Source organism: Vibrio sp. YT-16, assembly GCF_033337405.1.
In the GTDB taxonomy this organism is placed as follows: domain Bacteria; phylum Pseudomonadota; class Gammaproteobacteria; order Enterobacterales; family Vibrionaceae; genus Vibrio; species Vibrio alginolyticus.
Genome location: NZ_JAWOQQ010000003.1, coordinates 289,011 through 315,762, shown reverse-complemented (window position 1 = coordinate 315,762; position 26,752 = coordinate 289,011). Strand labels below are relative to the sequence as shown.

Genomic DNA, 26,752 nt, shown 5'->3' with positions numbered 1-26,752 from the left:
AGGTGGGGATATGATGCTTCCAAAACTAACCAAACCAAGCCTCGCCATACTTTCTTTGCTCGGACTCAGTGCGTGTACCACGGTAGGACCAGATTATATTCATCCAAAGCAGGCGCCACTGCCAAGTGACTGGTCGGTGCAAAAAGCAGCCAAAGATACGCAGCAATCAGAGCAACAGCTACAACAATGGTGGCAGCAATTTAATGACTCAACTCTTAATCAGCTGGTTGAGTTGGCGAGCAAACAAAACCTCGATTTAGAAGCCGCAGGGCTACGAATTGTTCAAGCACGTTCATTGCTTGGTATTTCGACTGGCTTGCAATACCCACAAGTTCAAACCGTGTCAGGAAACCTAGCGCGTGCCTACGTAAATGATCAGGGCGTGAATAACGCCACTTTGTCGTTTGATGCTGCTTGGGAAATGGATGTTTGGGGCAAGTATGCTCGCGGAATTGAGTCGGCAGAAGCGGGTTACTACGCATCCATCGCATCGTATCACGACATCATGGTCACTATAACCGCCGAAGTGGCGCGCAATTACATCAACTATCGCACATTCCAAGAACGTATTTTGCTGTCTCGCCGCAATATCGAGATTCAAGAGCGTGTCGTACGTATTACTCAGGTGCAGTTCGACTCTGGCAACGTTACAGAATTGGACGTTCAACAAGCTAAAAACCAACTCTACACCACCAAAGCAGCGTTACCGAGCCTCGAAGTGGCAATGAAGCAATCACGTACTGTGTTGGCTTTGCTACTGGGTCTGTTACCAGAAGAAGTAGATCGACTGCTACAGTCGGATGGGATGCACAAGCAAATCGCTGAGTACGAAGCCCAGTTCAAATCGACGGGCAGAAAATCGGCGCTATCGGGCACCGACGAGCGTTCCATTGTGCCACGTCCACCGCTTTTGGATACGCAAGTGGATGCTAACTTAGTGATGCGACGTCCGGATTTGCAAGTCTCTGAGATGCAAGCTCGCGCGCAAAGTGCGCAGATTGGCGTGGCAGAAACCGCTCTGTACCCAAGCTTTTCGTTGTTCGGTTCCATCGGTATCGACAGTACGGTTCCCGATGGCAGCAGTTTCAGTTTTAGCGATTCGCTCACCATGGTGGTTGGCCCAACGTTCAGTTGGAACATTTTCCAATACGGACGCGTGAAAAATAACATTCGTTTCGAAGATGCTCGCTTCCAAGAAACGCTGACGAACTACAACAAAAAGGTACTGCAAGCCGTTAATGAAGTCACCAATGCAATCGAAGCGTATGACCTGTATTTGCAACAAAAAGATTTACGCTTGCAATCGGTCAACTCTTCCATTCGTGCGTTCAACATATCCATGACACAGTACGAAAACGGACAAATTTCATTCGAACGTCTGCTTAACTCGGTAGAAAAAATGACCCGTGCGGAAGACAGCTACGCAACGATCAAAGGGAACGTGGCGAACCAAGTTGTTGCACTCTATAAAGCCCTCGGTGGAGGCTGGCAAACCCAAACAGGCAAACCCTTCCTCAGTGAATCTATTGCCAAGCAAATGACAGAACGAACTGACTGGGATGGTTATTTAAATGAAGAAAACCGCGTATTGCCGCCTTTGCGCCTCGAAACTCCGGCTGAGACCAGTGATGAAAACAAAACGGAGGATCTCTAATGCCTCATGAACTTTCTTGGGGAGACGTTTACTTTTCTCCCACGTTACTGGTGCTCTTTCTCGCCGTCACGGCCACGTGGATAACGGTGATGATATTGAACAAGACACGTTTGTCTCGCTTCATCGCTTTTCCGTCTCTGACGTTTATTGCCATCATGGTCGGTTATGTGGTGGCCATCGACAGCTTTTATATTCAATTTTAGGTGCCAAACAAGATGAAAAAACTATTCGTAATCGCACTCAATCTTGTCATTCTTGGTGGCGCAGCTTGGCTCGGCTATCAAAAGTTTGAGGAATACTTTAATAACCCATGGACACGAGATGGGCAAGTGCGTGCTAACGTCATCAAAGTGGCTCCTCGCGTATCAGGCCCAATTGTAAATGTCGCGGTGCAAGACAACCAAGAAGTAAAAACGGGGGATTTACTGTTTGAAATCGACCCTGCGACTTACCAGGTTGCGTTATCTCAAGCCGAAGTAGCACTGGAGCGCTCCATTGTTAGCTCTCGCGGTAAAAAAATCGAATATGACCGCTTAAAAGACATTCGTGCCAAAGACCGTGGCGCAGTTTCTCATAAGGATCTGATTCGTCGTGAAATCGCTTACGAAGAATCGCTACTGCAAATCAAATCTGCAGAAGAACAACTAAAATCAGCACGCCTTAACCTCAGCTTTACCAAAGTTTATGCGACCGTCGATGGTTTTGTATCTAACCTCGATATTAGAAACGGTACGCAAGCGGTCGCAAACCAACCACTGCTCGCACTGATCGACAAAAACAGCTTTTGGGTATTTGGTTTCTTCCGTGAAAACCAACTTGCGCAAATCGAACCTGGCAGCCAAGCGCGTGTCACTTTGATGTCACACCCAGACACGCCAATTGACGCGACGGTTGACTCGATTGGTTGGGGTATTGCGCCCAAAGACGGCACGGTCGGCTACAACCTTCTTCCAAACGTAAACCCTGTTTTTCAGTGGATTCGCTTAGCACAACGTATTCCGGTGCGAATCTCCCTACAAGAACTTCCTGAAGATGTTGATCTTCGATTCGGGCTTTCTGCGTCCATCATGGTGATGAGAGAGTCATCCGCAGAAAGTGAACAATAACTAAGAGAGAAGAGCCATGGTCATTGGTAAAAACCTCAAAAACATTAATGAAGAAAACAACTTCTTCTATCTAACCTTAGCGCTAGTGATTTTGTTGTTAGGGAGTGCGATGGCACAAGTCGTAGGTGAAGGGACGATTGAACACATACTTCAGGCTTTCACGGTTCTGACGTTTATCGTCTGTTTTGCGAGCCTTCGCTTTGACAAAACCTGGTCTCGTTTCCTCTACAGCCTGTTTGGTGTTTGGGTTCTTGTGATTGTGATCAAAACCGTTTTCGACATCCGAGAGATGAATGTGGTGATGCTTGCCCTCACCTTTGCGTTCTTTTTCGGCACTTTTAAATCCATCGCAAGACAGATTCTTTTCACCGGCCATGTCAACAGCAACAAAGTCATTGGCTCGATCGCGCTTTTCTTGCTGCTTGGTCTGATGTGGGCGATTGCCTACCTCATTCTGCTTGAGTTTTCGCCTAAAGCCTTTACCGGTATGGAAGCGATTTCTTGGGGGCAGAACTTCTCCAATGCAGCGTATTTCAGTTTCGTTACCTTAACCACACTCGGTTATGGCGACATTAGTCCTCTAACACCACTGGCTCAAGTCGTGGTGTATTTAGAGGCCATCACAGGTGTTTTTTATATGGCGATTGTTGTTTCAAGTCTCGTCAGTTCTAACATTGATCATCAGGTAAACAAAAATGGATAAACAATCGGTAAAAATCGACAGTAAGCTTTTCATCAGTAATATGGTGGAATCGGCAATACGCATTGGCTTGATCTTTGTCTTGCTGATGTTTACGTACGACATCATCAAACCCTTCATCCTTCCGGTTATTTGGGGCGCTATTATAGCCGTCGCTTTAATGCCGCTTACCCAAAAATTGCAGCGTGTATATGGTGGTCGCAGAGGTCTGGCAGCCACAACCATTGCTTTACTTGGTATTGCCCTCCTTGTCACGCCACTTGTTATGGTATCAGGCTCCATTGTGGATGGTGCAACGCACGCGCTTGAAGTACTACAAAATGGACAAGTGAAAATACCAGGGCCAAAACCTTCCGTAGCGGAATGGCCTATCGTGGGTGATAAGCTCTACGAAGTGTGGACCCTATTCGCTACTAATCTTGAGCAAGCGATTCAAACCTTTATGCCACAAATAAAGGCAGGACTCACATCTTTACTGGGTACACTTGGGGGCGTATTGGGAAGTTTACTGCTTTCAATCTTGTCACTTGCGATTGCAGCAGGTTTCATGACGTACTCTGAATCTGCAGCATCAGGCTTAAGAACCATCGCGATTCGAACCGCTGGTGAAAACGCAAAAAGCTGGACCACGCTTATCGCTGCGACAATTAAAAGCGTACTGCTTGGCGTAGTCGGTGTAGCGGCGATTCAAGCACTGTTGATCGGTGCTGGTTTCTTCGTATTTGGCGTTCCGGCAGCAGGTTTACTCACACTGCTTCTAATGATTTTATGTATCGCTCAGCTCCCGGCGTTGCTCGCAGTGCTACCTGTGATTGGCTTCATGTACATGACCCAAGACACCTCAACAGCAACCATGTTTACTGTTTGGGTCGTAGTTGCGGCTCTTTCTGAAAACCTGTTCAAACCAATGTTAATGGGACGTGGCGTCGACGTGCCAATGCCTGTGATTCTGCTCGGTGCCATCGGTGGTATGCTTTTCTACGGCATCGTTGGTCTGTTCTTAGGTGCCGTTATCCTAGCAATTTGGTATGAGTTATTTGTTTGGTGGTTGAGCATTGAGAAAGCGCAACAGCAAGAAGAAATGGCAGACCAACAAGACGCTTCTGATGACCAATCAGAACCTGGACACGGCGCAGGCATATAATAAATCAATAAGTTAGAAAGAAATTCAATCTATAACTTATGATATCAAACCGCTGAATTTCAGCGGTTTGATTCTATTTGGATCACAGTTTCGTCGTAATAAATGCGATAAAAATGACGTTCTTGTTAAATTTTCATACTTATTACACTTGGGAGTTGCAATCGGGCAATGAACGATGCACTCTCGATGACCACTAATTTGCTTAGGATAAAAACAATGAAATTGATCAAGCCTTTAACTTGTGCGCTTGCTCTCGCAATGAGTGGCATGGCATTCGCAGATGTAACCGTGAGTGTTCCTGACAACGTTTCAGTATTAGCGGCTAACGGTGAAAAAGCAGATCTTTCGGGTGGTTTTTTCGCCTCTGAGAGAACACTGACGTTACCTGATGGCCTTAACCAAGTCGTATTTCGTTTCGCCCCTTACTTCAACCAAGGTAATGACCGTTTAAGTGTTGAAAGCGATGTTATCGTTACACGATTTGACGCGACCAATGCCAAACTCACTCTACAAATGCCAGAATACCGCAACCTACGTGATGCGGAAGAAAAGATCAAAGACTTAGATTGGAAACTGGTTGATGATTCTGGCAACGCAATCGCGGTTGACCAGGACAAGTTGCTCAAACCGGGTATGCAAATCGGTCGTGATTACGTACGTGAAATCGAAGATTATAACCAAGCTGGCGGAGCAGCAGCCGTGGCTTTTGCTGGCGCAGCAACCATGCAGCCAGTCACGCTTCCTGCAAAGGTTCCTGCGGATATGAAGCAAGAGAGAGCAACTGCGGTTAAAGCGGATTCGACAGCTGAAGAGATGCTGCACTTCTGGTACCAAAAAGCAGACGCAGAAACCAAAGCTCGCTTTAAGAAATATGTTAATCAACAGTAAATCTGGTTAACTTTATCGATATTAAAAAAGCCACTTCACGTGGCTTTTTTGATCAAAAATTAGGAAACTTGGACAACTTTAGTATTGGCGATCAAGTCATGCAACAAACGTCGCTCCGGATGAAAGAACAACAATGCCAAATTTACCAACGGGATCCCCGGAATGAGCATCTCCAGCAAGTAGCTAATAACAAGCCTTAACCCTGCTGTAACTTTCGTTGCCTTACTATCATTTTTCATTACAACTTTAATACCAATCATGCGCATACCAATGGTTTGCCCATGACTCAATGCATTCCAGTTGATCATTAAAACCGTTGGTAAAGAAAGCAAGTAAAACGCCTGAGTTTCACGAACAAGCGTGAGGTTATCTGCTAAAGAGAGCTGAAAGTCGTTAAGAAAAGAGTTAATACTCAATGCAATTATTAACACTACCACCATCGTAAAGAGCAGGTCGATAAAACCAGCAATGATTCTCTGTTGCTTGCTCGCGATAAAAGCATACATGGACTTCAGTCACCTCAATGTAATTGGTTAAGCGAGAATGACTGAGTGTACAGACGCGCAATGGTGAGCGCAGTTTAGGTATTGCCAACATAATATTCAACTAAGAACATACTAAATCGCGATCGTATCTCAAAAGTAATCATTACATCTTGAGCATAACCGTATCAATTTAACAAAACGCTACCAGTAACGTTCGTAAATGATATTTCCCCCAGTTTGATGGCGATACTTTTCCAAGCCTAGCTCTTGTAAAACGGGCACGGTATCTTTGATCATTTGTGGATTCCCACACATCATGACAAAGCTACGCTGAGCTGAGAATGGCGCATCAGCGGCGTTGGACAGTAAACCCGATTCGATGAGTTCAGGAATTCGGCCTTGTAATTTACCGTCAACCACTTCCCTACTGACTATCGGTATATACTTTAATCTGCCTTCATATCGTTGCTGAAGCTGTTCAATAAGGTATTTATAAACCAGATCTTTTTCGAAACGAACGGCATGAACCAGCACAATGCGCTCATTGTGAGGCGGTAGGTTTATATCATCCAGCAGCGACAAAAACGGTCCAATCCCCGTACCTGTAGATAGCAGCCACAGGTCATGAGCCTGTTTAGGAATAGAGTCATGGATTAAATCGCCATGTGCGGTGGCACCGACATAAATGCTATCACCAGATTTAAGCTTTTGGAGCCGTGGAGAAAGTTGTCCTTGAGGGTCGGCTACTATTAGAAATTCCAACCAATCGAATTGCTCGCTTGGCGCATTAACCACAGAGTAAGCACGGCTGATCGGCTTACCTTCATCATCAAGCAAAGCAAGCTTGGTGAATTGGCCAGCTTTAAATGAAAGAGGCGCGCCAGATATTCTCAAACTGAACAGCTCACCTGTCCAATCAATGCGTTTCTCAACTCTTGCGAGGTTGAAACCTTTGAGTTCAATCATGAGACACCTCCTATCTGGTTACTCTTAGTTAAACTTACGCCTTCAACTCGATTATGTAAAGTTTCTAGTTTACATAATCAAACCACTATTTCATTTCACATTTTAAAAACAATTTTATTACATATTAAATGATTACATCTAGAATAAATGCTCAAAGTGATAAGTCGCGTCGCAATTTGTGGCAAAGCAGATGAAAAAGGAGCAATAAAAATGGACACACTGTTAAAGGACTTTCCCGTTATCACAGAGATAAAAGTCGCATGGGGTGAAATGGATGCTCTGCAACACGTTAATAACGTGGTCTATTTTCGTTACTTCGAGACCGCACGTTTAGATTACTTCAACAAAATTAACCTGCTGGTCGACCTGCAGACCTCGCAAATTGGGCCAGTACTGAGCGAGACTCAATGCCGCTACAAATTGCCTGTTACTTACCCAGACACGCTATTAGTCGGTTCTCGCGTAATCGACATGCAAGAAGATCGCATCACGATGGAGTACCAAGTGCTGAGTAAGAAGTGGGGTAAAATTGCGACCATCGCGACCGCCACTGGTGTGATGTTCGATTTTAAGAACAACGTTAAAGCTGCGATTCCAGATCACGTTCGCCAGTCGATTTTAGACTTGGAAGGAACCGTGGGTAGTACGCATCATTTGGAGTAGCAAGAAACGAGAGATTAAAGGCGAGGTTCCCGACAGCGCTCCTTCATCGCTATCGGGAATGATGCTGAGATACCATTCCAACTTACGCAATAAGAAAACTAGAGTCATTCTAATGAGCCTAAGTGAATCATTCGAAACCTCGCTAAACGTAACAGCAGCGCGACTCTTCCAGCCTACGCGATAAGAAAAGCTGCGTCATTCTAGCGAGCCATAGCGAGACTAAGAATCTACTTGCCGCTTGCTGCAGACCATAGTGCCATGAATAAACTCAATACAATCTGAGGGTAAATTCTGAATCACGCTCGTTCCTCGCGGTTCAGAATAACAGTTCGAGATTGGCTCTGACCCCTACAAAACCATCTAAAAAAGCGATTCCAGACAAGCCTAAGTGACCATCCGAAATCTCGCTTGAGACGCATCAGCAGCGCGACTCTTCCAGCCTACGCGATAAGAAAAGCTGCGTCATTCTAGCGAGCCAAAGCGAGACTAAGAATCTACTTGCCGCTTGCTGCAGACCATAGTGCCATGAATAAACTCAATACAATCTGAGGGTAAATTCTGAATCACGCTCGTTCCTCGCGGTTCAGAATAACAGTTCGAGATTGGCTCTGACCCCTACAAAACCATCTAAAAAAGCGATTCCAGACAAGCCTAAGTGACCATCCGAAATCTCGCTTGAGACGCATCAGCAGCGCGACTCTTCCAGCCTACGCGATAAGAAAAGCTGCGTCATTCTAGCGAGCCAAAGCGAGACTAAGAATCTACTTGCCGCTTGCTACAGACCATAGAGCCATGAATAAACTCAATACAATCTGAGGGTAGATTCTGAATCACGCTCGTTCCTCTCGGTTCAGAATAACAGTTCGAGTTTGGCTCTGACCTCTACAAAACCATCTAAAAAAGCGATTCCAGATAAGCCTAAGTGACCATCCGGAAAATCACTTTGGACGTATCAGTGGAGCGACTCTTCCAACCTACGCGATAAGAAAAGCTGCGTCATTCTAGCGAGCCAAAGCGAGACTAAGAATCTACTTACCGCTTGCTGCAGACCATAGAGCGGTTAGCAGAACGTCTCGATGTACAGCGCTTCGACTTTGTCCCGCGCCCATTGCGTTTTACGCAGGAACTTCAGCGACGATTTGATTGAAGGATCTTTCTTGAAACAGTTCACACGAACGCGCTCATACATGCCATTCCAACCAAAGTGTTCAACTAGTCGGGTGACGATTTTCTCTAAACTCAACCCGTGAAGTGGGTTATTCGGCTGCTGTTGGCTCATGCTATTGATCCGGTAAAGTGAAGTTGCGCGCTAATCTAACTCAAACTCGCCGTGCAACCTAATGTTTTAACCTTGAATTGGCCTACGACTCTCCCCTATAGTAGCCCAAACTTCTTAAAAGCCCTTTTCATTATGAAAGCCCTCAACGACCTCAATATTTTTGTCGAAACCGCGCGCCAAGGCAGCTTTTCAAAAGCCGCTAACAGCATGGACATGACACCTGCCGCCATTAGCGCATCGATTAAGCGTCTTGAAGGGCAAATCGGTTTCCCGTTGTTTGTGCGTTCCACCCGAAGCCTTCGTTTAACCTCAGAGGGCGAACTGTTTTTAGACAAAACCACGCAAGCGTTGGCAACATTGCAAGAGGGGTTGGATCAGATCTCAAGTGCGCGTGGCGAGTTATCTGGTCAACTGCACATTACTGCGCCCTCCGATTTTGGTCGCAATATGTTGCTCGATTGGGTGGATGAGTTCATCGATCTCTACCCAAATGTTTCCATCAAACTAGAGCTGTCCGATAGTTTGACGGATATGTACACCAAGCCTGTCGATATTGCGATTCGCTACGGCGAGCCGGCCGACTCCAATCTGGTCGTGTTGGCATTGTGTGGGGCAAACGAGCGGATCTTATGTGCATCGCCAGAGTACGTAGCTACACATCCAGAACTCACCTCTCCTGCCGATTTAATGCAACACAACTGCTTGTGCTATATGGTCGCGGATTCGGTCTACAACAAATGGACACTCACGCGTGACGGCGAGAAAGAACAAATCGTGGTCAGCGGTAACTTGATGAGCAACGATAGTGACTTGCCACACCGGTTAGCGATAAAAGGCAAAGGCATTGCGAATAAATCATTGATGGACATTAGCCGAGACTTAATCGAGGGAAGATTGGTGCGAGTGTTACCAGAGTGGGATTGCGGCCCAGTGCCGCTCTACATGGTATGTGCCGATCGTCGATTATTGACGCCAACGATTCGGACTTTCCGCGACTTTATCCAACAAAAATGCTGCCAGCAACGCGCCAACGTGCTGGCAACCTTCTGTCATTAGGCGATAAATCGAAGAGGACGAATCTGGGTATATTCAACCCAATCGTTCTCTTCCAATGTTTCAAGAAACGTCGCCATATGCGGGCTTTGCAAATGCTTATCCAAGGCCTCTTGCGATGCCCAGATTTCTTGGAACATAAATAAGCCTTCAACTTTCTCGTCAAGATACAACTCGTATTGGCAACAGCCTTCTTCTTGACGAGTTGGCTCTAGTAAACCAGCAAGCAAATTCACCACCTGATTCTTACTGTCTGGATAGGCTTTCACTTCTGCAACTAAGTGGATCATTGTTTTATCACTCTTTTGCGATTTATATATTGATTACAGGGTTCTACGTAACCTGCAAGTAAGCTCGAATTAGATCTCGGTGAATACGGTTTCTGCGTCCCAGCGAGACTTTGGCGTTTTCGCGTTGAAGTCATCTTCCGCGTGGTAGCCCAGCGGCACGATCACAACGCTGGTGTAACCTTTTTCACGCAAGCCAAATTCTTCATCCAGCACTTTGGGATCAAACCCTTCAATTGGCACTGCATCGATTTCTAGCGTCGAAGCACCCAGCAGCAACGTACCCACGTTGAGGTAAACTTGTTTCTCCATCCAATGGTTCGCATCTTTCAGATCAAAACGGTGCATGTTCACAAAGTAGCTACGACCACCGCGCACAGCCGCTTTCGCTTCTTCAGTTGGGAATCGACCATCTTTTTCTTCTTGCGCCATTAGCGCTTCAATGTAGTCGTTATCAATGCCTGTTTTCGCACAAAACACCAATACGTGAGAAGCGTTGAGAATCTTCGCCGCGTTAAACGCGTAGTTCTCTTGCGCCGCTTTAGCGATGCGCTGTTTGCCTTCTTCTGTGCTTGCCAGAATGAAATGCCAAGGCTGGGAGTTCACACTCGATGGACTAAAACGAATCAGCTCCTTAACTGCGTCGATTTTTTCTTGAGGTAGCTTGCGCGTTGGGTCAAACACTTTCGTTGAGTAACGAGATTTTGCAGCTTGTACGATATCCATGAGGTTCTCCAATTAATGAACTTAAGCTGTGTAACAGCATAACCTCATGAGATAAAGGGAAAAACCGATTTCGATTAAAAACATTTTCAAAATAAATTTGAAAATAAAACGATAAGAAAGGCTTTGAGCGTTCTCACTGAACTTCTTCATCTTTTCAGCAATAATGCATGTTTGCTCGCAACCAAACTCAACTCATGCTGCCTCAAGATAACGTTATTACATCCTTTCTGTGCAAAAAGCTCGGTCACAATCACCTTCGAATTGCCGGCGAATATTGGCACATTGAGAAGTTGGTGGTCTTGCAATGTATGATGTTGAAAGAAGCGCCTAACCTCCAAGAAGGGCTGCTTTGGTGGAGTAAAAGTGTCTCATTATTCGACCGCCGTTTGTACGTCACATTTCAACATGGTGATGCCCAAATCCATCTGCAAGTAGAATGCAGAACGGGCGATATGCCAAATTGGGCGGAGTCGGTGTTTGGCTTGCTCAGAATGCAGTTGGAGATGCTTGAGCTAAGCGAATCAATACAAGTACAAGTTCAAGCCAGCAATCCATTCGCGGCCGATATTTTTCTAGGGGAAACGCGAGATTCTAAAACGAGCTCAAGCGTGTTTGAACTGGTGAAACATGTTTATTTGCTGCTTTCTCACCAGCCAATTGAGCAACCCGAATTGCTGAGTGTTTTGAACGCCTTGTTCATCAAAAACAGCAATTACGCGCTCAAGTTAGAGCAAGCGGCAAGGCAACTGGGCGTCTCCAAACGCACCTTGCAACGTCGACTGCAAGAGAAGCAAATGAGCTACTCTCAATGCGTTGATTTCGCTAAAAGAAAGCAAGCACTCACTTTGCTTGCCGACACCCAACTCACAACGCAGCAAATCGCCTATCAACTTGGTTATGAAGAACCTTCGAACTTTCACCGCACTTTTCGTCGTTGGTATCCGTTTTCGCCAATGCAATATCGCCAGCAGTGCTTGGATAACCGCACTCATCTCAATAACCAGCCCATCCGCTTGTACTATGCCAAAGCCAATACTTTAGCCGATAACGATATTGACCAACCCGTCGGTAAAATCTGGATGGAAGTAGATAACATTGCGTTTGAAAAAGTGGTCTCCGTTGAGTGTCGAGATCGTGATGGCGCGTGGCGTCGCTACCCTGCCTTCTTCGAGCGTTTCTTGAATAATGGCACCGAACTATGGGCAACAACCGAGCTTCCTGTCGCTCATCCACTGACGTTTAGACTGTGTTATGAAGTCGATGGTGAACGCTACGTTGATAACAACCACCAGCGCGATTATGTGGTCTCCAAGGGGCTTTTAATTGGCGCAACGGAATACATTGTCCCGACAAAACAACTGATCCAACTCGGCATTCAGTACACCTTGTTTGTGGAACTCGCTTGTCGATTAAAAGACGTGGCGAAGATCGATTGCTACGTGGGTGACGCGCCAGCTCCGCACGCGATGAGCCAAACTCAGAATGCAGAAGATTACACATGCTGGGCGCTACAACTTCCCCTCCCCCAAACGGCTAAACAGTGTCGATTCCGGCTCTATGAGCATTCTGGTAATGAGTTAGCCAAAGACCATTACCCGATTCAATACCCAATTGTGCAACCACTCAGTTAAATATGTAGCACAGTTCAAATTCAGCTCTTCGTGACATCATTTCACGTCTCTTTTGGCGTGAAATGACACTCTAAATCTCAAACCTTTGTTTTATCGTTTCCGCATTGCTGCATAACGGAGACAAAAACCGTGTTTGAAACCTTACCTAATCCTATGAATAAAATAAAAATACTCCCTCTAGCGATCGCCCTAGCTCTTTCTGGCTGTGGTAGCGATGAAACTACGCCAACCGATACAGGAAGCCACGTGGCATCTCCTGATTGGCAAGACCAGATCATTTACTTCTTGATGATCGACCGTTTTAACGACGGCGACAACACGCTTAACGATCAAGGTCAGAATGAGTACGATCCTACCTCAGACAAGAAATTCAGTGGTGGTGATCTTGTTGGTGTTAGTGACAAGCTAGGCTACATCGAAGACCTAGGCGCAACCTCTATCTGGATTACGCCGCCAGTGGCAAACCAATGGTGGGACGCAGAACAAAACTACGGCGGCTACCATGGCTACTGGGCGCGTGATTTCCAAAAAGTGGATGAGCACTTTGGTGACATGGAAAGCTACCAAGCGTTAGCGCGAGAAGTGCACGCTCGTAATATGTTCTTGATTCAAGACATCGTGACCAACCACGTTGGTAACTTCTTCATTTACGATGACCCATACAATTACGATCCTAGCCTACCTTGTCAAGGTTTCCGTTTGATTGAAAATGCGCTGCCAGCAGGGCAAGAACTGCCTTATCCGCTCAACATGAATGAGTGTAAAGAAGACGGTACTGGCATTTACCACTGGACGCCAAGCATCACCGACCACAACGATCCCGTCCAAGAAAAAACCTGGCAACTGTCGGATCTGGATGATCTAAATACGTCCGATCCTGAAGTACGCGCTTATTTAAAAGAGAGCTACCGAAAATGGATCCGCGAAGTGGGCGTTGACGGTTTCCGTATCGATACCGTGAAGTTTGTTGAGCACGATTTCTGGAACGACTTCCTACATGCCGACGATGGTGCGATGACGCAAGCGGTTGATACCGGTCGCGATAACTTCCTCACTTTTGGTGAAGTATTCGAAACATCTACGCCTTACCACACCGAAGGCGAAGAGAAGATGCTGACTTACATCGGTGAAAGTGGTTCGCCGAAACAGCTAACCTCGGTACTGAACTTCCCATTGCAAGCGACCATGACGCGCGTATTTGCATCAGGACAACCGACCGACTATTTACGTTTCCGTCTTGAGAAAATGATGGAGATGTTCCCAAATCCATACATCATGCCGAACTTCATTGATAATCACGACATGCCGCGCTTTCTGTCGCAAGGTAGCGTGAATGACATGAAACAAGCATTGATCACCATGATGAGCGTACCGGGTATTCCTGTGATTTACCAAGGTACAGAACAGGCGATGTCAGCGGCACGCGATGCTATGTTCGCCGGAGGGTACCGTGAAGATGGCAACTACGTAGACTCGTTCGACCAAAACAGTGAGATGTACTTGTTTGTTCAAGAACTTGCCAAGCTACGCACTGAAAACAAAGTCATGACACGCGGCGAAATGAAAGTGATTGGCAGCGATAAAGCGGGCGCGGGCGTCTTCGCCTTTACCCGAACGTTGGATAACGACGAAGTCTTGGTTGTGATGAACACATCGAATTCCCCGATGTTGATGAACCAACTCGATGTAGAACAAGTTGGCGGCACCGTCTTCCAACAACAAATCATATCTAACTGGGCAGACGCTCCAGAGCAGTTAGTCGCAGATGAAAACGGTCACGTAACCCTTGAGCTACCAGCCAAATCTGCCGTGATTTACTCGAAAACTAACGACACCCAATCGGTAGATACCCCAGACCTCAACATCCAACTGGCACAGGATTGGGAAGGACAAACCATCACTGATGATATCGTGATTGCTGGTACTGCTAAAGCAAACGAGAAATTGAACCTTGTCGTAGACGGTAACCTAGAAACAGCACAGGCCATTACCGTGGGCGCTGACGGTCAGTTCAGCGTGACTTTATCTACCCGTCACTTTGCGATTGGCGAACAGCAACACCGCTTCGCGATTTACTCCACGGAGAAGAAAGCAGGCATTGACGATGTGAACTTTGTGTCGGACTTAAGCTGGTCGAACACGCCAGACGACACGATTGATGACGCAGGTGATGCGCAAGATGGCATGGGCGGTCCTAACGGTAACTACTCGCTACCAACGGATCCAACGTTCGACAAAGACAATAGCCAACTCGCAATCAACAAAGCCGAGGTATTTACCGTCGGCAGTAACGTGCGCTTGACCTTCACCATGGACAAGATCACCGACACTTGGTTGCCGCCAAATGGCTTTGACCACGTTGGCTTCACCATCTTCATTGATTTACCGGAAGAAGCGGCAACCAACCTGACGGAACTGCCTAAGATCAACGCTTCTATGCCAAGCGGAACATGGAGTCGCAACGCTGTGGTCTTCGGCTGGCAAAGCTCGATTTACAACACCCAAGGTGCAAACGCGACAACATGGGGCGAAGCCGTAACACCAGCACCAACAGTGACAGTAGACAAAGCCAATAACACCATTTCAATGGACTTTGCCAGCGACGCACTAGGCCGCCCAGATTCGCTCGATGGAATCCGATTCTATGTCACGACTTGGGACTTAGACGGCCTTTCGGCAACTTACCGTCCGCTAGAACAAGACAAAGGCCCTTGGAACTTCTCCGGTGGCGCATCGGATGAAAGTAAGATTTGGGATGACTTACCAATCATCACCTTGTCGGAATAAACCGTTAAATAAAACACCGCCCAGCGTTTAGCTGGGTGGCCATCAACAAAAGAATGCAGAAAGACACTTCTGCTCGTTTTTATTCTAGTTAAAGAACGATTTCACCCACAGCACCAGACTGTCCCAAAGCTGACCGAACCACGAGCCCTCTTCTACCGCTTGGCTGCTGACCAAGGGATAACTCGCCACGGTACTGTCATCGCTTTTCCAAACGACCTTACCAATCTCATCTCCTTGCGCGATCGGCGCAATCAACGGTTCATTTAGCACCACACTCTTATCAAGCCCAGCCGTCATTGAACGAGGCAGAGTGAGATAGGCATCTTTAGCAAAGATCGCCTCAACTTGATTGGTATTTCCCTTCCAAACGCGAACTTTAGACTCAACTTGGCCTTGCTTAGCAACTTGCTTGGTGTCATAAAAACGAAAACCATAGCTGAGTAGATTCTTCGATTGGCTGATCCGAGCCTGTTTACTTGGCGTACCCATCACCACCGAGATAAGGCGCATTCTTCCTTCTTTGGCCGAGCTCACCAAGCTGTATCCGGCATTGCTGGTGTAGCCGGTTTTTCCCCCGTCGACATCAATGGAATTGTCCCACAACAACTTATTGCGGTTGTACTGCGTAATGTCGTTCCACTTGAAGACTTTCTCACTGTATAGCGCGTACACATCAGGAACATCGCTGATGATCGACTGCATGAGTCTTGCCATATCGGTTGGTGAGGTTTGGATGCCATCACTATCAAGACCATGGGAGTTCACAAAATAGGTGTCTTGCAGTCCTAATTTCTCCGCCCAACCATTCATCAAGGCAACAAAGCCGCGTTCACTGCCTGCAACATGCTCAGCCAGTGCAACGCACGCGTCATTTCCTGATTGGATGATCACGCCGCGCATTAAGTTCGCAACACTAATTTCATCTTTCGGTTTGATGAACATTTTAGAAGAACCGGGAAACTTGGCCGACCACGCGTTTTCGCTCACGGTGACAACATCATCCCATTTCAAACGCCCCGCTTTGATTTCTTGTCCAACTACATAAGCGGTCATCAACTTGGTTAAACTCGCCGGAGCAAGGCCTGCTCGCCCGTTATACTCGGCAATAATGGCACCGGATTGAAAGTCCATTAATACGTAGCCTTTTGCCTGTAACTGAGGTGGGTTGGGCGTAACAACGGCAAAAGTAGGTACGCTTATTAAACAAGTCACAATTGTCCATCGAGCCAGTGACACTTTCATCCGACTTCCTCCATGCTCTTACTTTGTCGCAACTCTATTGAGCATAGCTCACTCAACCAGTTGCACCAGTCGCTAATCGTTTCATTTTCTTGAACTTACATTGATTTGACCAAGGTATAGAACTGAAGAGGCGATTGGGAAATAGCATTGGTTCTTCATGCCATTCGCAGTAAAGTAGCGCTACCCCTCAATAAGGAAATAAAGATAACAATGAACGCTCAATCATTTATCGACGCAGGATTGCTTTACACTCCCCACAGTTTTACCGTTCCTCTGGATTACCAAGACGCGAGCAAAGGCACCATTGAAGTCTTCGCCCGTGCGGTTTGCCTAGTTGGCGATGAAGAATCGACCAAACCTTGGTTGGTTTACTTTCAGGGCGGGCCTGGCTTTCCCTCTCCGCGTCAAAACGGCAATAGCGGCTGGGTAAAACGCGCGCTGCAAGAGTACCGAGTTTTGCTTCTCGACCAGCGCGGTACGGGCAATAGTTCAGTGATTAATCACCAGACGCTTGCTCACCTCACGCCAGAGCAACAAGCAGACTACTTGAGCCACTTCCGAGCGGATAACATCGTGCGCGACGCGGAGTACATTCGTAAGCAATTTGGCGTCGAAAAATGGGCGATCTTAGGTCAAAGCTTTGGTGGGTTTTGCTCCCTCACCTATTTGTCTTTGTTCCCAGACAGCTTGCTACAAAGCTACATCACAGGTGGCGTGCCATCAGTCTCGCGTCATGCCGACGATGTGTATGAAGCCACTTTCAAACGCACTATGGAGAAAAACCAAGCGTTCTTCCAACAATTTCCCAATGCACAGCAACTTTGCCAAAACATTGCGAATCACTTGCTAGAAAATGAAGAGTACCTACCAAATGGTCAACGCTTCACGGTGGAACAATTTCAACAAATCGGCATCAACTTTGGTGTGAGTGATACTTTCTTACCAACTTACTATTGGCTAGAAAGCGCGTTGATTGAAGTGGACGGCAAACCACAACTTCGCTATGAGTTCTTAAACGATATGTTGGCGCAGCAAAACTTCCAAACCAACCCGATCTACGCCATTTTGCATGAATCGATTTACTGCCAAGGCTTTGCGTCGAATTGGAGTGCGCACCGTGTTCGCCAAACCCGACCAGAGTTTAATTATGAACCTGGCCAGCCATTTTACTTTACGGGGGAAATGGTCTTCCCGTGGATGTTCGACCAATACGTCAACCTCAAACCACTAAAAGACGCCGCAGAAATATTGGCCGCGAAAGACGATTGGGCTGCGCTGTACGATCAAACTCAACTGGCTCAAAATAAAGTGCCTGTCAGTTGCGCCGTTTACGCCGATGATATGTTTGTTGAAATGGATATCAGCCGAGAGACGCTCGCGTTAATCCCAAATTCAAAAGCGTGGATCACCAACGAGTACGAGCACAACGGTTTGCGTGCCGACGGTGAACGCATTCTCGACAGGCTCATTGCCATGGGTAAACAGACCGCAGCTGCGTTGAAATAAGCAGGACAGACGTTAGAAATACGCCTTTTTAGTATTTGATGAAAAGGCGTTTATAGCGGTTTATGAACAATGGCGATCAGTCATTCACTCTTTGTCCCTAAACCTTTATCCCTCACCACCTCATGTATAAAACTGCGACATGTCCTTTCCTTGTCAATGACTCCGGTGATTACTTGGTGCTTCTTGCGCCTAACTTTTTTGAAGGGCCCAAAACAGCATAAATTTAAACCAAAAGTATCGGCTCCAACCTACCTAACCCACTATAATTAATGCTTATAATTTGAACACATAGCGGCTTCACCTGCGGACATGCTCCCCCTATCAAAGACCGCCAGGCCCCGCCTACTCATAATATCCGTATAATTTGTCCGTATTTCCGACTAGTTTAGTCAGGTATACTTCGTGCCGCTAAAATTTTAAGGTCGTTGACCACCTGTATTTTTAAAGGAAACCTCATGAGTCAGTATGTAGTTTGTGCGCTGTACAAGTTTGTTGAGCTGAATAACTATCAAGAGCTACGCGAGCCATTACTTGCGTTGATGGAAAAACACCATATTCGCGGGACATTACTACTGGCAAGTGAAGGTATCAACGGCACAGTTGCATCTGATCGTGCAGGTATTGATACGCTACTGGAGTGGCTAAACAACGAACCTCGTTTGACTGGCACCGTATACAAAGAGTCGTATTCTGAGACCCAGCCATTCAATCGCACCAAAGTGAAATTGAAAAAAGAGATCGTAACATTAGGTGTTGAAGGTATAGACCCTCGCCACGTAGTGGGGACTTACGTGAAACCTCAAGAGTGGAACGATCTTATTGCTGATCCTGAAGTGTTTGTTGTCGATACACGTAATGATTACGAAATCGAGATCGGGACATTCAAAGGCGCTGTAAACCCAAATACTGAAACCTTTCGTGAATTCCCAGACTATGTAAAAGAAAACATGGACCCGGCAAAACACAAGAAAGTTGCGATGTTCTGTACCGGTGGTATCCGCTGCGAAAAATCAACGGCTTACATGAAAGAACAGGGCTTTGATGAGGTCTACCACCTAGAAGGCGGCATTCTTAAATATCTTGAAGAAGTTCCTCAAGAAGAGAGCATGTGGGAAGGCGATTGTTACGTATTTGACGGTCGTGTTGCCGTGAACCACCAGCTAGAAAAAGCAGATTACGATTTATGTAACGCTTGTCGTCTACCGATCACTGAAGAAGACAAACAGTCAGAATTGTTCGAGCAAGGCGTGAGCTGTCCAAAATGTCACGGCACACACTCAGAAGAACAAATTGCTCGATTCCGCGAGCGTGAAAAACAAGTTGTTCTTGCAGAGCAGCGAGGCGAGCAGCATGTTGGTGGTGAAAGTGCCAAGCAAAGAGAAGCCCGACGTGCCGCTAAGTACGCGCAAAAAGAAGCGCAGCGTAAACAAGACTAAGCCCAACTCTCCTTATATTTAGCGAGCTGCCGTAAGGTGGCTCGCTTTTACTACGCACCAATACTCTTTCAATACAATTTTGTATCCCTCACCAATACCTCTAGTTGATTGTTTCTTTTGCCTTCGGGTAGCCCCACCATTTCATCATAAGCACTTTGATGTACTAAAACCTGCTTATTTGCTTTGATATTCCTGCACTTCTTTTGCATCTCGATAAGGGAATGAGCCCTCAAAAAGATGCCGTTGTCATCAGTGATAAATTGCGCTTCTCCATCAATCACAACAGATGCCTGATACAATGCGAGATCAAGCGAATGAATGACCAATTTATCTACATAGAAGTATTTTTGTAACTTACTCAATGGTATTGCCATGTGTCACCTCCCTAAAAGTTACCTTTACGTTTTGTAGAATAAAACCGATCATTGGATGAGATTTCTTCGGTTTACTTGCGTACAACATCGGAAACTAAAGAGGATTCCGATGCAAACAATCAATGTCGTGTGGTTAAAACGAGATTTAAGGCTGACTGACCATCAACCACTAACTCAAGCATTATCAACAAAGCACCCAACTGTGCTTTTATATATTGTTGAACCATTGCTATTGAACAACCCACACTATTCTGAGCGCCACTGGCGATTTGTTTGGCAATCACTGCAAGACATGGATGAGACGCTCAAAGCATATGGGCATCGAATCACGGTGCTGTTTGACGATGCCTTAGCATGTTTTCAATCAATTCAAGCGCAATATCAAATCAACGCTGTTTTTTCTCACCAAGAAATAGGACTCAACTGCACCTTTGAGCGCGACAAACAAGTTGCCGCTTGGCTGTATAAGCAGAACATCGACTGGTTTGAGTTCGAACACGGTGCTGTTATCAGAGGTGCAAAAAACCGGCAAGGTTGGGACAAACATTGGGACTCTGTCATGAGAGCCTCAATAAGCCCTATTGAGCTCCAAACCGACTTATTGCATTCATTGGATGCAGAAGCTCTCGGCTGTTCGTTTTCGCCACCATCATCCTGGCTATCAAAATGCAAAGGAATGCAAACGGGAGGAAGCCGGCTCGCTTGGAAAACACTAGAGGACTTTTTTCATCGTCGAGGTCGTGATTACTATCGAAGCATTTCTAGTCCCACAGCCTCACGCACAGCCTGTACTCGACTTTCTCCATACCTCGCTTGGGGTAACATATCCTTGCGTGAAGTTTATCAATACCTTTTGAAACACTGGCAAGTCGCTGGATTTCGTCGCAGCTTAATTGCATTGTCTTCACGGCTTCATTGGCACTGTCACTTCATCCAAAAATTCGAATCGGAATACGACATGGAGTTTTACTGCGTTAATCGGGCTTACGAACCATTGATTAAACAAAGTAGTACTTTCGATGAAGAAAAGTTAGCAGCATGGAAATCCGGGCATACTGGCGTACCTTTGATTGATGCCTGCATGCGCTGTTTGCACCACACTGGTTACATTAACTTTCGCATGCGTGCCATGCTGGTTAGCTTTCTTACTCACCACATGAACATGGATTGGCGAGTAGGTGTAACGCATTTAGCGCAACTATTTCTCGACTTTGAGCCTGGAATTCATTACCCACAATTCCAAATGCAAGCAGGAGTAACCGGGACTAACACAATCCGTATTTATAATCCGATCAAGCAAGCCCAAGAACATGATCCTAACGGTACGTTCATCTACAAGTGGGTGCCTGAGTTACAAATGGTTCCTCCCCCTCTTTTATTCGAGCCCTGGACAATGACCCAGATGGAAGCTGTCATGTATCAGTTGCAGCCAGATAGCCGTTACCTTGCACCTATTATCGCACCAGACAACGCAGCTAAGGCAGCAAGAGAGCGCTTATGGGCGTGGCGGAAACGAGCCGATGTGAAACAAGAAGGCAGACGAATTCTTGCGCGACATGTTAGGCCCTCAAAAGAAAGTAGGACGCGATGATCATCTTTCAATCACGATGCGTACAAATGCAAACACACTCAAGGGAACCCGCTGTACCCTCAACTAGTAAGGAACACACTATGTTCAAACGTATCTTAGTTATCGCGGCGACACTGATGGCGACATTATCTTTTATGCTGCCCGTCAAGGCTCATGAGCATGGCATGATGAAAGCCGATATTGTCGACGTTGCCGCTGAAAACGGCTCTTTCAATACGCTTGTTGCTGCGGTGAAAGCAGCGGGCTTGGTTGACACTCTCAAAGGGGAAGGCCCATTTACTGTTTTTGCACCAACGGATGACGCTTTTGCAAAACTGCCAGACGGCACAGTCGACATGCTCTTAATGCCGGAAAACAAAGACAAGTTAGTATCTGTTTTGACTTATCACGTCGTCCCAGGGAAAGTGATGGCTGCCGATGTTGTTAAGCTAGACAAAGCGACTACGGTTCAGGGGCAAGATGTGATGATTAAAACCATGGGCGATAAAGTCATGGTTAACAATGCAAATGTCATTGCAACCGATGTGAAAGCTAAAAACGGTGTCATTCACGTGATTGATACTGTCATCATGCCGAAATAACACCATTCAGAGGGCGGTACAATCCGCCCTTTAGACAGAACTTCTTCCACCCTTAGCACGATTCCTCTCCACTTATCCCCAACAAACCCCCACCCATTCACCATGACTATAAAAAGGATAAAAACAAAATTAAAATCAATACCTTGCAATACGACACTGCACAATATTGACGAGGTTAAGATATCGTTATCTTTCAATTTGAGAACAGGATTCCATGTCAGTGACGTTTACTTTTCCACATGTAAATTCTTAAGCTAAATTTTGGCTGCTCAATCACATTTCGGCAAACCATTCGAAAAGGTGGGACGCAAAGCTTCCGGTCTGTCAGCATTTAAAAATCTAAAAGAATGCTCATGATAGCGGGGTTACCATGACGCAGTGTTACAGAAGTCCAATTTCTGTAGCGTTGCTTTATGCTCAGCATGCGCCGGGGTGTGACATTAGTTTGTCAGCCATAACAGAGGACATGTGATGAAATCATTTCCAACCAAATCCGTACTCGCGTTAGCACTTGCGAGCATTAGCTCAGGTGCTGCGGCTCACGGTTATGTATCAGAAACCAATGGTGGTGTCGCTGCAAGTCGCTCGGCACTATGTAAGTATCCAACGCCAGATACTAACGAAAAAAATAGTAACTGCGGTGCGATTCAATATGAACCGCAAAGCGTTGAAGGCCCTGATGGCTTTCCCGAAACAGGGCCTCGCGATGGTAAAATAGCGAGTGCCGAAACCGCTTTAGCAGCTGCCCTTGATGAGCAAACTGCCGACCGTTGGGTAAAACGCCCTATTCAAGCAGGTACACAAACTTTTGAATGGACATTTACCGCTAACCACGTGACGCGCGACTGGAAATATTACATCACCAAGCCTGATTGGAACCCAAACGCTTCACTATCACGAGACTCTTTTGATCTAACTCCTTTCTGTGTCGTCGACGGCAATATGGTTCAACCCCCGAAACAGGTAAGCCATCAATGTAATGTGCCTACTCGCGAGGGATACCATGTCATCCTGGCAGTATGGGATGTTGGCGACACTGCAGCCTCATTTTATAACGTGATCGATGTGAAATTTGATGGTGACAGTCCCGTTATTCCAGATTGGAAGCAAGGCGGTCAAATTATTCCTACAATGGATTTAAATATTGGGGATTCGGTTTATACACGCGTATTTGATCAAGCAGGTGAAAACGTGGCGTATAGAACTGAACTAGAAATTACCGATGCAGCAATGGGCCAAGCGAAAAACTGGTCTTACGCACTCGCGACTAAGCTAAACCAAGAACAAGCAAAACTGCAAGCCGGGCAGTATGCAGAGGATAAATTCACTCCTGTTTATGGTACTAATCCGGTGTATCTGCAAGCAAATAGCGGCCTTGAGCGAGTAGAGATCGGCTATAACATTGAAACTCCTGTTCCAGAATACTCACTCACAGTAGATGGCTTAGCAGACGAGTATATCATTGAGTCAACACCGACAACGTTGGATCTGACACTAACTTCTGAAGGCGATTTAAATGCAGAACTCACCGTTTACAATCACCATCGCGAACCACTTGCAAGTTGGGCAAACGAAATGAAAGACGGCTCGGTAGAGGCGATATCGCTCACTTTAAGTAAATCGGAGCCGGGTCACCATATGCTCGTAACACGTATTAAGGATAAAGATGGCAACTTGGTGGATCAGCAAACACTCGACTTTCACTTAAAAGAAGAGTCAGTTACTCCACCACCATCTGATGAGTACGATTTTGTCTTCCCTGAAGGACTATCTAACTACACGGCGGGCACAAAAGTGCTTGCCAGCGACGGGGGCATTTATCAATGTAAACCTTTCCCATACTCTGGTTACTGTATGCAGTGGAAAGAAAGCGCAAACCATTACGAGCCTGGAATAGGTTCACACTGGGAGATGGCTTGGGATAAAGTCAACTAAATCACCCTTTGAACGTTATGCAAAAGAGTCTCACTATGAGGCTCTTTTATAATCAAACGCAAAAATGACAATTTTCCCGGTCTAAACCATGAACACCAGATAAACTAGTGAGATGCGCTCGCCCCTCAATCAGTCCCATTTCATACCCTTCTAGTAAAACGGATTGTCGCATTGATAAGCGCTGAACATGAAAATTATCTGGTGGGGCAATGACCCTAACATGTGTTCCTGGTGGAGGGTTACGAATAAACTCTAATGATTGATTATAGTTATCTGCACGTCTTAACATCGCATCCGCCATTTTGGGGTGCTCCGCAAACAGTTTCTTCATCAGCCATGTGGTCTTAACTGGCTTTTTGGCATAATTCAGCGGGTGAGAGAGTACTACGGTTATGTCGCGAGCCCCTCGACGATAAGCTTCACGCACTGGGATAGAATCAGCGACCCCACCATCGGTATAACAACCACCAGAAAAACAAGGGGTATGCTTGTAGGCAATCGGTAATGCTGTTGTCGCTTCAATCGCATGGTGAAAATTATCACGTGTCACGCGATAGTAATCTGCCTGCCCTGTATCTACATTTGTTGTCGCTGCGAGAAAAGGAACGCCATTAAACAGTTTATTTTCATCGACGGGATACAAGCGATTAGATTCTTCAAACAACCACTTCACATCGATGAGGTCCCCACCTTTAACGAAGCGAGTCGGGTCAAAAAAGCGTTTGCTTGTGGCCAGCTTAGTAATGACGTTAATACTGCGATGCGGGTAGTCGGTCAAATACCCAATCAAATTTGATGCACCAGCAGATACACCGATTGCAAAATCAAACGGTTTATAACTCTGCTCTAAAAACGCATCTAACACTCCGCTTGCGAAGACGCCTCGCATCGCGCCACCTTCTACTACAATTGCTTTTGTTGCCATATTTCCCCCATTCTCCTTGCCAAAAGAGTAATGAAATTCGTGCAATCACAACAATTGAATATTCTTATTATTGAAATAGGTGAAGTCTATTTATTTCTCTCTTAGAAAATGAAAACTAAAGTTCAAAAAATCCGTACCCGTTAGAAATGTAATTGCGGGCTTAACCAAGGTGGCAAGGTCTAAGAGAAATCTAGGAGAAAACCGTTTTATAGGCTTCGCCCGCGCCATCAATAAACATTTGAGTACCAATAACCGCTAGAATTAAGCCCATCATTTTAGTCACAACATTTAGAGCACTTGGTCCAACCGCTTTGACCAATTTGTCTCCAAACAAAAACAGTACATAGGTGATCACACAAAGGACAGCGAAAGAAACGATAGTAATAATGGTTTGATCGAAACCACCCGCTGTCGCAAAGTTCATCGCGGTAGCAATCGTTCCGGGCCCAGCTAATATTGGCATCGCCAATGGAGACACTGCAATACTCAATGCCGCCCGTTGCTGAGCTGGTGAATACGCCTTCTCTTTGGTTTTCTGATGCGTCGAATCACCTTGAAGCATGTTAAAACCTATCAAAAACACCAAAATACCGCCTGTTATTCGCAATGCATAAAGCGTGATACCAAACAAATCAAAAATTAACTTACCGGCAATAGAAAATATCGCGATGATAATAAATGCAATAAAGACTGAGCGGAGCGCAATGGAACGGATGGTTTCTTTATCTTCATCAGCAGTTAAACTCAAAAAGATGGGGATATTGGCGATAGGGTTCATGATGGCAAAGAAGCCCATAAACACCGTAACTGTATGAACAATGAGTTCTTTCATATTTTCCACTGCATTTAAATTATTGATTCTAAAAACAGTATATACGCTCTCAAACAGAAAGAGTGGTGTATTCTCGATTCGCCTTCACACTTATGCGCCAAGCATTGTTTTTCTTTTGAGATAGTTTACCGACTCATCAAATGTCGCTAAGGTGAGTCTTCAGCCTTTACACGTAACAGGGGATGTTAAGTCACCATGAACAGCACGATTCAAACAATTCTCAATCACCGCTCAATTCGAAAATTCACCTCACAACCGATTGAGAGCGAACAATTAGATGCCATTCTTCAAGCCGGCCTTGCGGCGTCCTCATCAAGCATGTTGCAAGTTGTTTCAATTATCCGCGTGACCGACAAAGAAAAACGTACACTATTAGCTCAATATGCCGGAAATCAAGGGTACGTTGAAAGCGCGGCTGAGTTTTTGGTGTTTTGTATTGATTACCAGCGCCATGCCAGTATCAACCCAGATATTCAAGCTGATTTTACCGAGTTAACGCTAATAGGCGCTGTAGACTCGGGGATCATGGCACAAAATTGCTTGCTTGCGGCGGAGTCGATGGGACTAGGAGGCGTGTATATTGGTGGTTTACGAAACAATGCCCCAAAAGTAGACGAATTATTAGGTTTACCTAAAAATACCGCCATTTTATTTGGTATGTGTCTTGGTCATCCAGATCAAGCCCCTGAAGTAAAACCTCGCCTACCTAAGCATGTCGTGGTGCATGAGAATCAGTATCAAGACCTAAACTTGGATGATATTCAGACGTATGACCAAACCATGCAAAACTACTATGCAAACCGTTCGAGCAATCAAAAACAGAGTACTTGGTCGCAAGAAGTCACCAGTAAACTGGCTGGCGAATCACGTCCGCACATCCTGCCTTACTTAAACAGAAAAGGGCTCACTAAAAGGTGATGACTACAATACGATAGGATCAAAAAAGGCCTCTGAAGAGGCC

The 26,752-nt window shown here is 45.9% G+C and carries 25 protein-coding genes and 1 riboswitch; of the genes, 16 read left to right on the top strand and 9 right to left on the bottom strand.

All coding sequences use genetic code 11. From position 1 onward, the window contains the following. Positions 1–10: 10 nt before the first annotated feature. From R7F07_RS07490 to R7F07_RS07465, 6 genes are all read left to right on the top strand, one after another. Entirely contained in the window at positions 11–1,654 is a 1,644-nt protein-coding gene (locus R7F07_RS07490; protein WP_318110471.1) for a TolC family protein, read from the top strand. Next, positions 1,654–1,857: a DUF1656 domain-containing protein gene (locus R7F07_RS07485; RefSeq protein ID WP_005374946.1), complete on the top strand. Its 204-nt coding sequence runs from the start codon at positions 1,654–1,656 to the stop codon at positions 1,855–1,857. Before R7F07_RS07490 ends, R7F07_RS07485 begins: the two co-directional genes overlap by 1 nt. Before the next feature lie 12 nt (positions 1,858–1,869). Then, positions 1,870–2,760 carry an HlyD family secretion protein gene (locus tag R7F07_RS07480; RefSeq protein ID WP_213866705.1) on the top strand — a complete coding sequence of 297 codons (891 nt, stop codon included), beginning with the start codon at positions 1,870–1,872 and terminating at the stop codon, positions 2,758–2,760. Positions 2,761–2,776: 16 nt separating this feature from the next. Beyond that, on the top strand, positions 2,777–3,463 hold the full coding sequence (locus R7F07_RS07475) for a potassium channel family protein (protein ID WP_213866704.1): 687 nt from the start codon (positions 2,777–2,779) through the stop codon (positions 3,461–3,463). Beyond that, the gene (locus R7F07_RS07470) at positions 3,456–4,604 is read left to right on the top strand and encodes an AI-2E family transporter (protein WP_213866703.1); all 1,149 of its coding nucleotides are present in this window, start codon (positions 3,456–3,458) and stop codon (positions 4,602–4,604) included. The genes R7F07_RS07475 and R7F07_RS07470 overlap by 8 nt, the downstream gene beginning before the upstream one ends. A gap of 216 nt (positions 4,605–4,820) precedes the next feature. Then, complete coding sequence (locus R7F07_RS07465) at positions 4,821–5,492, top strand: DUF2057 domain-containing protein (RefSeq protein WP_262643701.1); 672 nt, start codon at positions 4,821–4,823, stop codon at positions 5,490–5,492. 59 nt (positions 5,493–5,551) lie between these two features. Here the strand turns inward: R7F07_RS07465 and R7F07_RS07460 are convergent, their stop codons facing one another. Together R7F07_RS07460 and R7F07_RS07455 are read right to left on the bottom strand one after the other, a co-directional pair. Continuing rightward, positions 5,552–5,998, bottom strand: coding sequence for an RDD family protein (locus R7F07_RS07460; RefSeq protein WP_025768614.1), 447 nt, complete (start codon positions 5,996–5,998; stop codon positions 5,552–5,554). Between the two features lie 180 nt (positions 5,999–6,178). Continuing rightward, on the bottom strand, positions 6,179–6,943 hold the full coding sequence (locus tag R7F07_RS07455) for a ferredoxin--NADP reductase (protein WP_005374935.1): 765 nt from the start codon (positions 6,941–6,943) through the stop codon (positions 6,179–6,181). Between the two features lie 210 nt (positions 6,944–7,153). Between R7F07_RS07455 and R7F07_RS07450 the strand changes: the two genes are divergently transcribed. Then, positions 7,154–7,606 carry an acyl-CoA thioesterase gene (locus tag R7F07_RS07450; protein ID WP_005374933.1) on the top strand — a complete coding sequence of 151 codons (453 nt, stop codon included), beginning with the start codon at positions 7,154–7,156 and terminating at the stop codon, positions 7,604–7,606. A gap of 1,060 nt (positions 7,607–8,666) precedes the next feature. Here R7F07_RS07450 and R7F07_RS07445 read toward each other — a convergent pair. Beyond that, positions 8,667–8,885, bottom strand: a complete 219-nt coding sequence (locus tag R7F07_RS07445; RefSeq protein ID WP_005374929.1) for a VF530 family DNA-binding protein — start codon at positions 8,883–8,885, stop codon at positions 8,667–8,669. Positions 8,886–9,017: 132 nt separating this feature from the next. Here R7F07_RS07445 and R7F07_RS07440 point away from each other — a divergent pair, with 132 nt between their 5' ends. Continuing rightward, entirely contained in the window at positions 9,018–9,941 is a 924-nt protein-coding gene (locus R7F07_RS07440; RefSeq protein WP_031853765.1) for a LysR family transcriptional regulator, read from the top strand. On the opposite strand, the gene R7F07_RS07435 is transcribed toward R7F07_RS07440, so the two are convergent. After that, positions 9,938–10,228 carry a putative quinol monooxygenase gene (locus R7F07_RS07435; protein WP_171342441.1) on the bottom strand — a complete coding sequence of 97 codons (291 nt, stop codon included), beginning with the start codon at positions 10,226–10,228 and terminating at the stop codon, positions 9,938–9,940. The two genes, R7F07_RS07440 and R7F07_RS07435, sit on opposite strands and share 4 nt — an antisense overlap. 69 nt (positions 10,229–10,297) lie before the next feature. Continuing rightward, positions 10,298–10,951, bottom strand: a complete 654-nt coding sequence (locus tag R7F07_RS07430; RefSeq protein ID WP_005480118.1) for an oxygen-insensitive NAD(P)H-dependent nitroreductase NfsB — start codon at positions 10,949–10,951, stop codon at positions 10,298–10,300. A gap of 167 nt (positions 10,952–11,118) precedes the next feature. On the opposite strand from R7F07_RS07430, the gene R7F07_RS07425 reads away from it, so the two are divergent. Together R7F07_RS07425 and R7F07_RS07420 are read left to right on the top strand one after the other, a co-directional pair. Then, complete coding sequence (locus tag R7F07_RS07425) at positions 11,119–12,582, top strand: helix-turn-helix transcriptional regulator (protein WP_171342440.1); 1,464 nt, start codon at positions 11,119–11,121, stop codon at positions 12,580–12,582. Positions 12,583–12,711: 129 nt separating this feature from the next. Further along, positions 12,712–15,369 carry an alpha-amylase family glycosyl hydrolase gene (locus R7F07_RS07420; protein WP_171342439.1) on the top strand — a complete coding sequence of 886 codons (2,658 nt, stop codon included), beginning with the start codon at positions 12,712–12,714 and terminating at the stop codon, positions 15,367–15,369. 84 nt (positions 15,370–15,453) lie between these two features. Here the strand turns inward: R7F07_RS07420 and R7F07_RS07415 are convergent, their stop codons facing one another. After that, the gene (locus R7F07_RS07415; protein WP_137283006.1) at positions 15,454–16,611 is read right to left on the bottom strand and encodes a D-alanyl-D-alanine carboxypeptidase family protein; all 1,158 of its coding nucleotides are present in this window, start codon (positions 16,609–16,611) and stop codon (positions 15,454–15,456) included. A gap of 210 nt (positions 16,612–16,821) precedes the next feature. Between R7F07_RS07415 and R7F07_RS07410 the strand changes: the two genes are divergently transcribed. Then, the gene (locus tag R7F07_RS07410) at positions 16,822–18,117 is read left to right on the top strand and encodes an alpha/beta fold hydrolase (RefSeq protein ID WP_137283005.1); all 1,296 of its coding nucleotides are present in this window, start codon (positions 16,822–16,824) and stop codon (positions 18,115–18,117) included. Positions 18,118–18,572: 455 nt separating this feature from the next. After that, positions 18,573–19,553, top strand: a complete 981-nt coding sequence (locus R7F07_RS07405; protein WP_005374899.1) for a rhodanese-related sulfurtransferase — start codon at positions 18,573–18,575, stop codon at positions 19,551–19,553. A gap of 68 nt (positions 19,554–19,621) precedes the next feature. Here the strand turns inward: R7F07_RS07405 and R7F07_RS07400 are convergent, their stop codons facing one another. Then, a complete protein-coding gene (locus tag R7F07_RS07400; RefSeq protein ID WP_136976810.1) occupies positions 19,622–19,927 on the bottom strand; it encodes a DUF6482 family protein in 306 nt (101 codons plus the stop codon). Between the two features lie 109 nt (positions 19,928–20,036). Between R7F07_RS07400 and R7F07_RS07395 the strand changes: the two genes are divergently transcribed. The 3 genes from R7F07_RS07395 (at position 20,037) to gbpA (ending at position 24,034) form a co-directional block, all read left to right on the top strand. After that, positions 20,037–21,518, top strand: coding sequence for a cryptochrome/deoxyribodipyrimidine photo-lyase family protein (locus tag R7F07_RS07395; RefSeq protein WP_171342438.1), 1,482 nt, complete (start codon positions 20,037–20,039; stop codon positions 21,516–21,518). Between the two features lie 80 nt (positions 21,519–21,598). Further along, a complete protein-coding gene (locus R7F07_RS07390; protein ID WP_171342437.1) occupies positions 21,599–22,099 on the top strand; it encodes a fasciclin domain-containing protein in 501 nt (166 codons plus the stop codon). Positions 22,100–22,371: 272 nt separating this feature from the next. Beyond that, a riboswitch (cyclic di-GMP riboswitch) is annotated at positions 22,372–22,472 on the top strand. Between the two features lie 98 nt (positions 22,473–22,570). Next, positions 22,571–24,034 (top strand): N-acetylglucosamine-binding protein GbpA, encoded by a 1,464-nt coding sequence (gene gbpA, locus R7F07_RS07385; RefSeq protein ID WP_171342436.1) that lies wholly within the window; start codon positions 22,571–22,573, stop codon positions 24,032–24,034. A gap of 52 nt (positions 24,035–24,086) precedes the next feature. Here the strand turns inward: gbpA and R7F07_RS07380 are convergent, their stop codons facing one another. Beyond that, positions 24,087–24,959, bottom strand: a complete 873-nt coding sequence (locus tag R7F07_RS07380; protein ID WP_017634445.1) for a patatin family protein — start codon at positions 24,957–24,959, stop codon at positions 24,087–24,089. 190 nt (positions 24,960–25,149) lie between these two features. Continuing rightward, the gene (locus tag R7F07_RS07375; protein ID WP_005374889.1) at positions 25,150–25,791 is read right to left on the bottom strand and encodes a MarC family protein; all 642 of its coding nucleotides are present in this window, start codon (positions 25,789–25,791) and stop codon (positions 25,150–25,152) included. A 195-nt stretch (positions 25,792–25,986) separates the two neighbouring features. Here R7F07_RS07375 and nfsA point away from each other — a divergent pair, with 195 nt between their 5' ends. Next, on the top strand, positions 25,987–26,709 hold the full coding sequence (nfsA, locus tag R7F07_RS07370; RefSeq protein ID WP_149191710.1) for an oxygen-insensitive NADPH nitroreductase: 723 nt from the start codon (positions 25,987–25,989) through the stop codon (positions 26,707–26,709). Positions 26,710–26,752: the final 43 nt, after the last annotated feature.

What these genes read in the sequence shown, in the direction of transcription:
- R7F07_RS07490 (WP_318110471.1), top strand. Translation starts at nt 11, where the DNA reads ATGATGCTTCCAAAACTAACCAAACCAAGCCTCGCCATACTTTCTTTG.
- R7F07_RS07485 (WP_005374946.1), top strand. Translation starts at nt 1,654, where the DNA reads ATGCCTCATGAACTTTCTTGGGGAGACGTTTACTTTTCTCCCACGTTA.
- R7F07_RS07480 (WP_213866705.1), top strand. Translation starts at nt 1,870, where the DNA reads ATGAAAAAACTATTCGTAATCGCACTCAATCTTGTCATTCTTGGTGGC.
- R7F07_RS07475 (WP_213866704.1), top strand. Translation starts at nt 2,777, where the DNA reads ATGGTCATTGGTAAAAACCTCAAAAACATTAATGAAGAAAACAACTTC.
- R7F07_RS07470 (WP_213866703.1), top strand. Translation starts at nt 3,456, where the DNA reads ATGGATAAACAATCGGTAAAAATCGACAGTAAGCTTTTCATCAGTAAT.
- R7F07_RS07465 (WP_262643701.1), top strand. Translation starts at nt 4,821, where the DNA reads ATGAAATTGATCAAGCCTTTAACTTGTGCGCTTGCTCTCGCAATGAGT.
- R7F07_RS07460 (WP_025768614.1), bottom strand. Translation starts at nt 5,998, where the DNA reads ATGTATGCTTTTATCGCGAGCAAGCAACAGAGAATCATTGCTGGTTTT.
- R7F07_RS07455 (WP_005374935.1), bottom strand. Translation starts at nt 6,943, where the DNA reads ATGATTGAACTCAAAGGTTTCAACCTCGCAAGAGTTGAGAAACGCATT.
- R7F07_RS07450 (WP_005374933.1), top strand. Translation starts at nt 7,154, where the DNA reads ATGGACACACTGTTAAAGGACTTTCCCGTTATCACAGAGATAAAAGTC.
- R7F07_RS07445 (WP_005374929.1), bottom strand. Translation starts at nt 8,885, where the DNA reads ATGAGCCAACAGCAGCCGAATAACCCACTTCACGGGTTGAGTTTAGAG.
- R7F07_RS07440 (WP_031853765.1), top strand. Translation starts at nt 9,018, where the DNA reads ATGAAAGCCCTCAACGACCTCAATATTTTTGTCGAAACCGCGCGCCAA.
- R7F07_RS07435 (WP_171342441.1), bottom strand. Translation starts at nt 10,228, where the DNA reads ATGATCCACTTAGTTGCAGAAGTGAAAGCCTATCCAGACAGTAAGAAT.
- R7F07_RS07430 (WP_005480118.1), bottom strand. Translation starts at nt 10,951, where the DNA reads ATGGATATCGTACAAGCTGCAAAATCTCGTTACTCAACGAAAGTGTTT.
- R7F07_RS07425 (WP_171342440.1), top strand. Translation starts at nt 11,119, where the DNA reads ATGTTTGCTCGCAACCAAACTCAACTCATGCTGCCTCAAGATAACGTT.
- R7F07_RS07415 (WP_137283006.1), bottom strand. Translation starts at nt 16,611, where the DNA reads ATGAAAGTGTCACTGGCTCGATGGACAATTGTGACTTGTTTAATAAGC.
- R7F07_RS07410 (WP_137283005.1), top strand. Translation starts at nt 16,822, where the DNA reads ATGAACGCTCAATCATTTATCGACGCAGGATTGCTTTACACTCCCCAC.
- R7F07_RS07405 (WP_005374899.1), top strand. Translation starts at nt 18,573, where the DNA reads ATGAGTCAGTATGTAGTTTGTGCGCTGTACAAGTTTGTTGAGCTGAAT.
- R7F07_RS07400 (WP_136976810.1), bottom strand. Translation starts at nt 19,927, where the DNA reads ATGGCAATACCATTGAGTAAGTTACAAAAATACTTCTATGTAGATAAA.
- R7F07_RS07395 (WP_171342438.1), top strand. Translation starts at nt 20,037, where the DNA reads ATGCAAACAATCAATGTCGTGTGGTTAAAACGAGATTTAAGGCTGACT.
- R7F07_RS07390 (WP_171342437.1), top strand. Translation starts at nt 21,599, where the DNA reads ATGTTCAAACGTATCTTAGTTATCGCGGCGACACTGATGGCGACATTA.
- gbpA (WP_171342436.1), top strand. Translation starts at nt 22,571, where the DNA reads ATGAAATCATTTCCAACCAAATCCGTACTCGCGTTAGCACTTGCGAGC.
- R7F07_RS07380 (WP_017634445.1), bottom strand. Translation starts at nt 24,959, where the DNA reads ATGGCAACAAAAGCAATTGTAGTAGAAGGTGGCGCGATGCGAGGCGTC.
- R7F07_RS07375 (WP_005374889.1), bottom strand. Translation starts at nt 25,791, where the DNA reads ATGAAAGAACTCATTGTTCATACAGTTACGGTGTTTATGGGCTTCTTT.
- nfsA (WP_149191710.1), top strand. Translation starts at nt 25,987, where the DNA reads ATGAACAGCACGATTCAAACAATTCTCAATCACCGCTCAATTCGAAAA.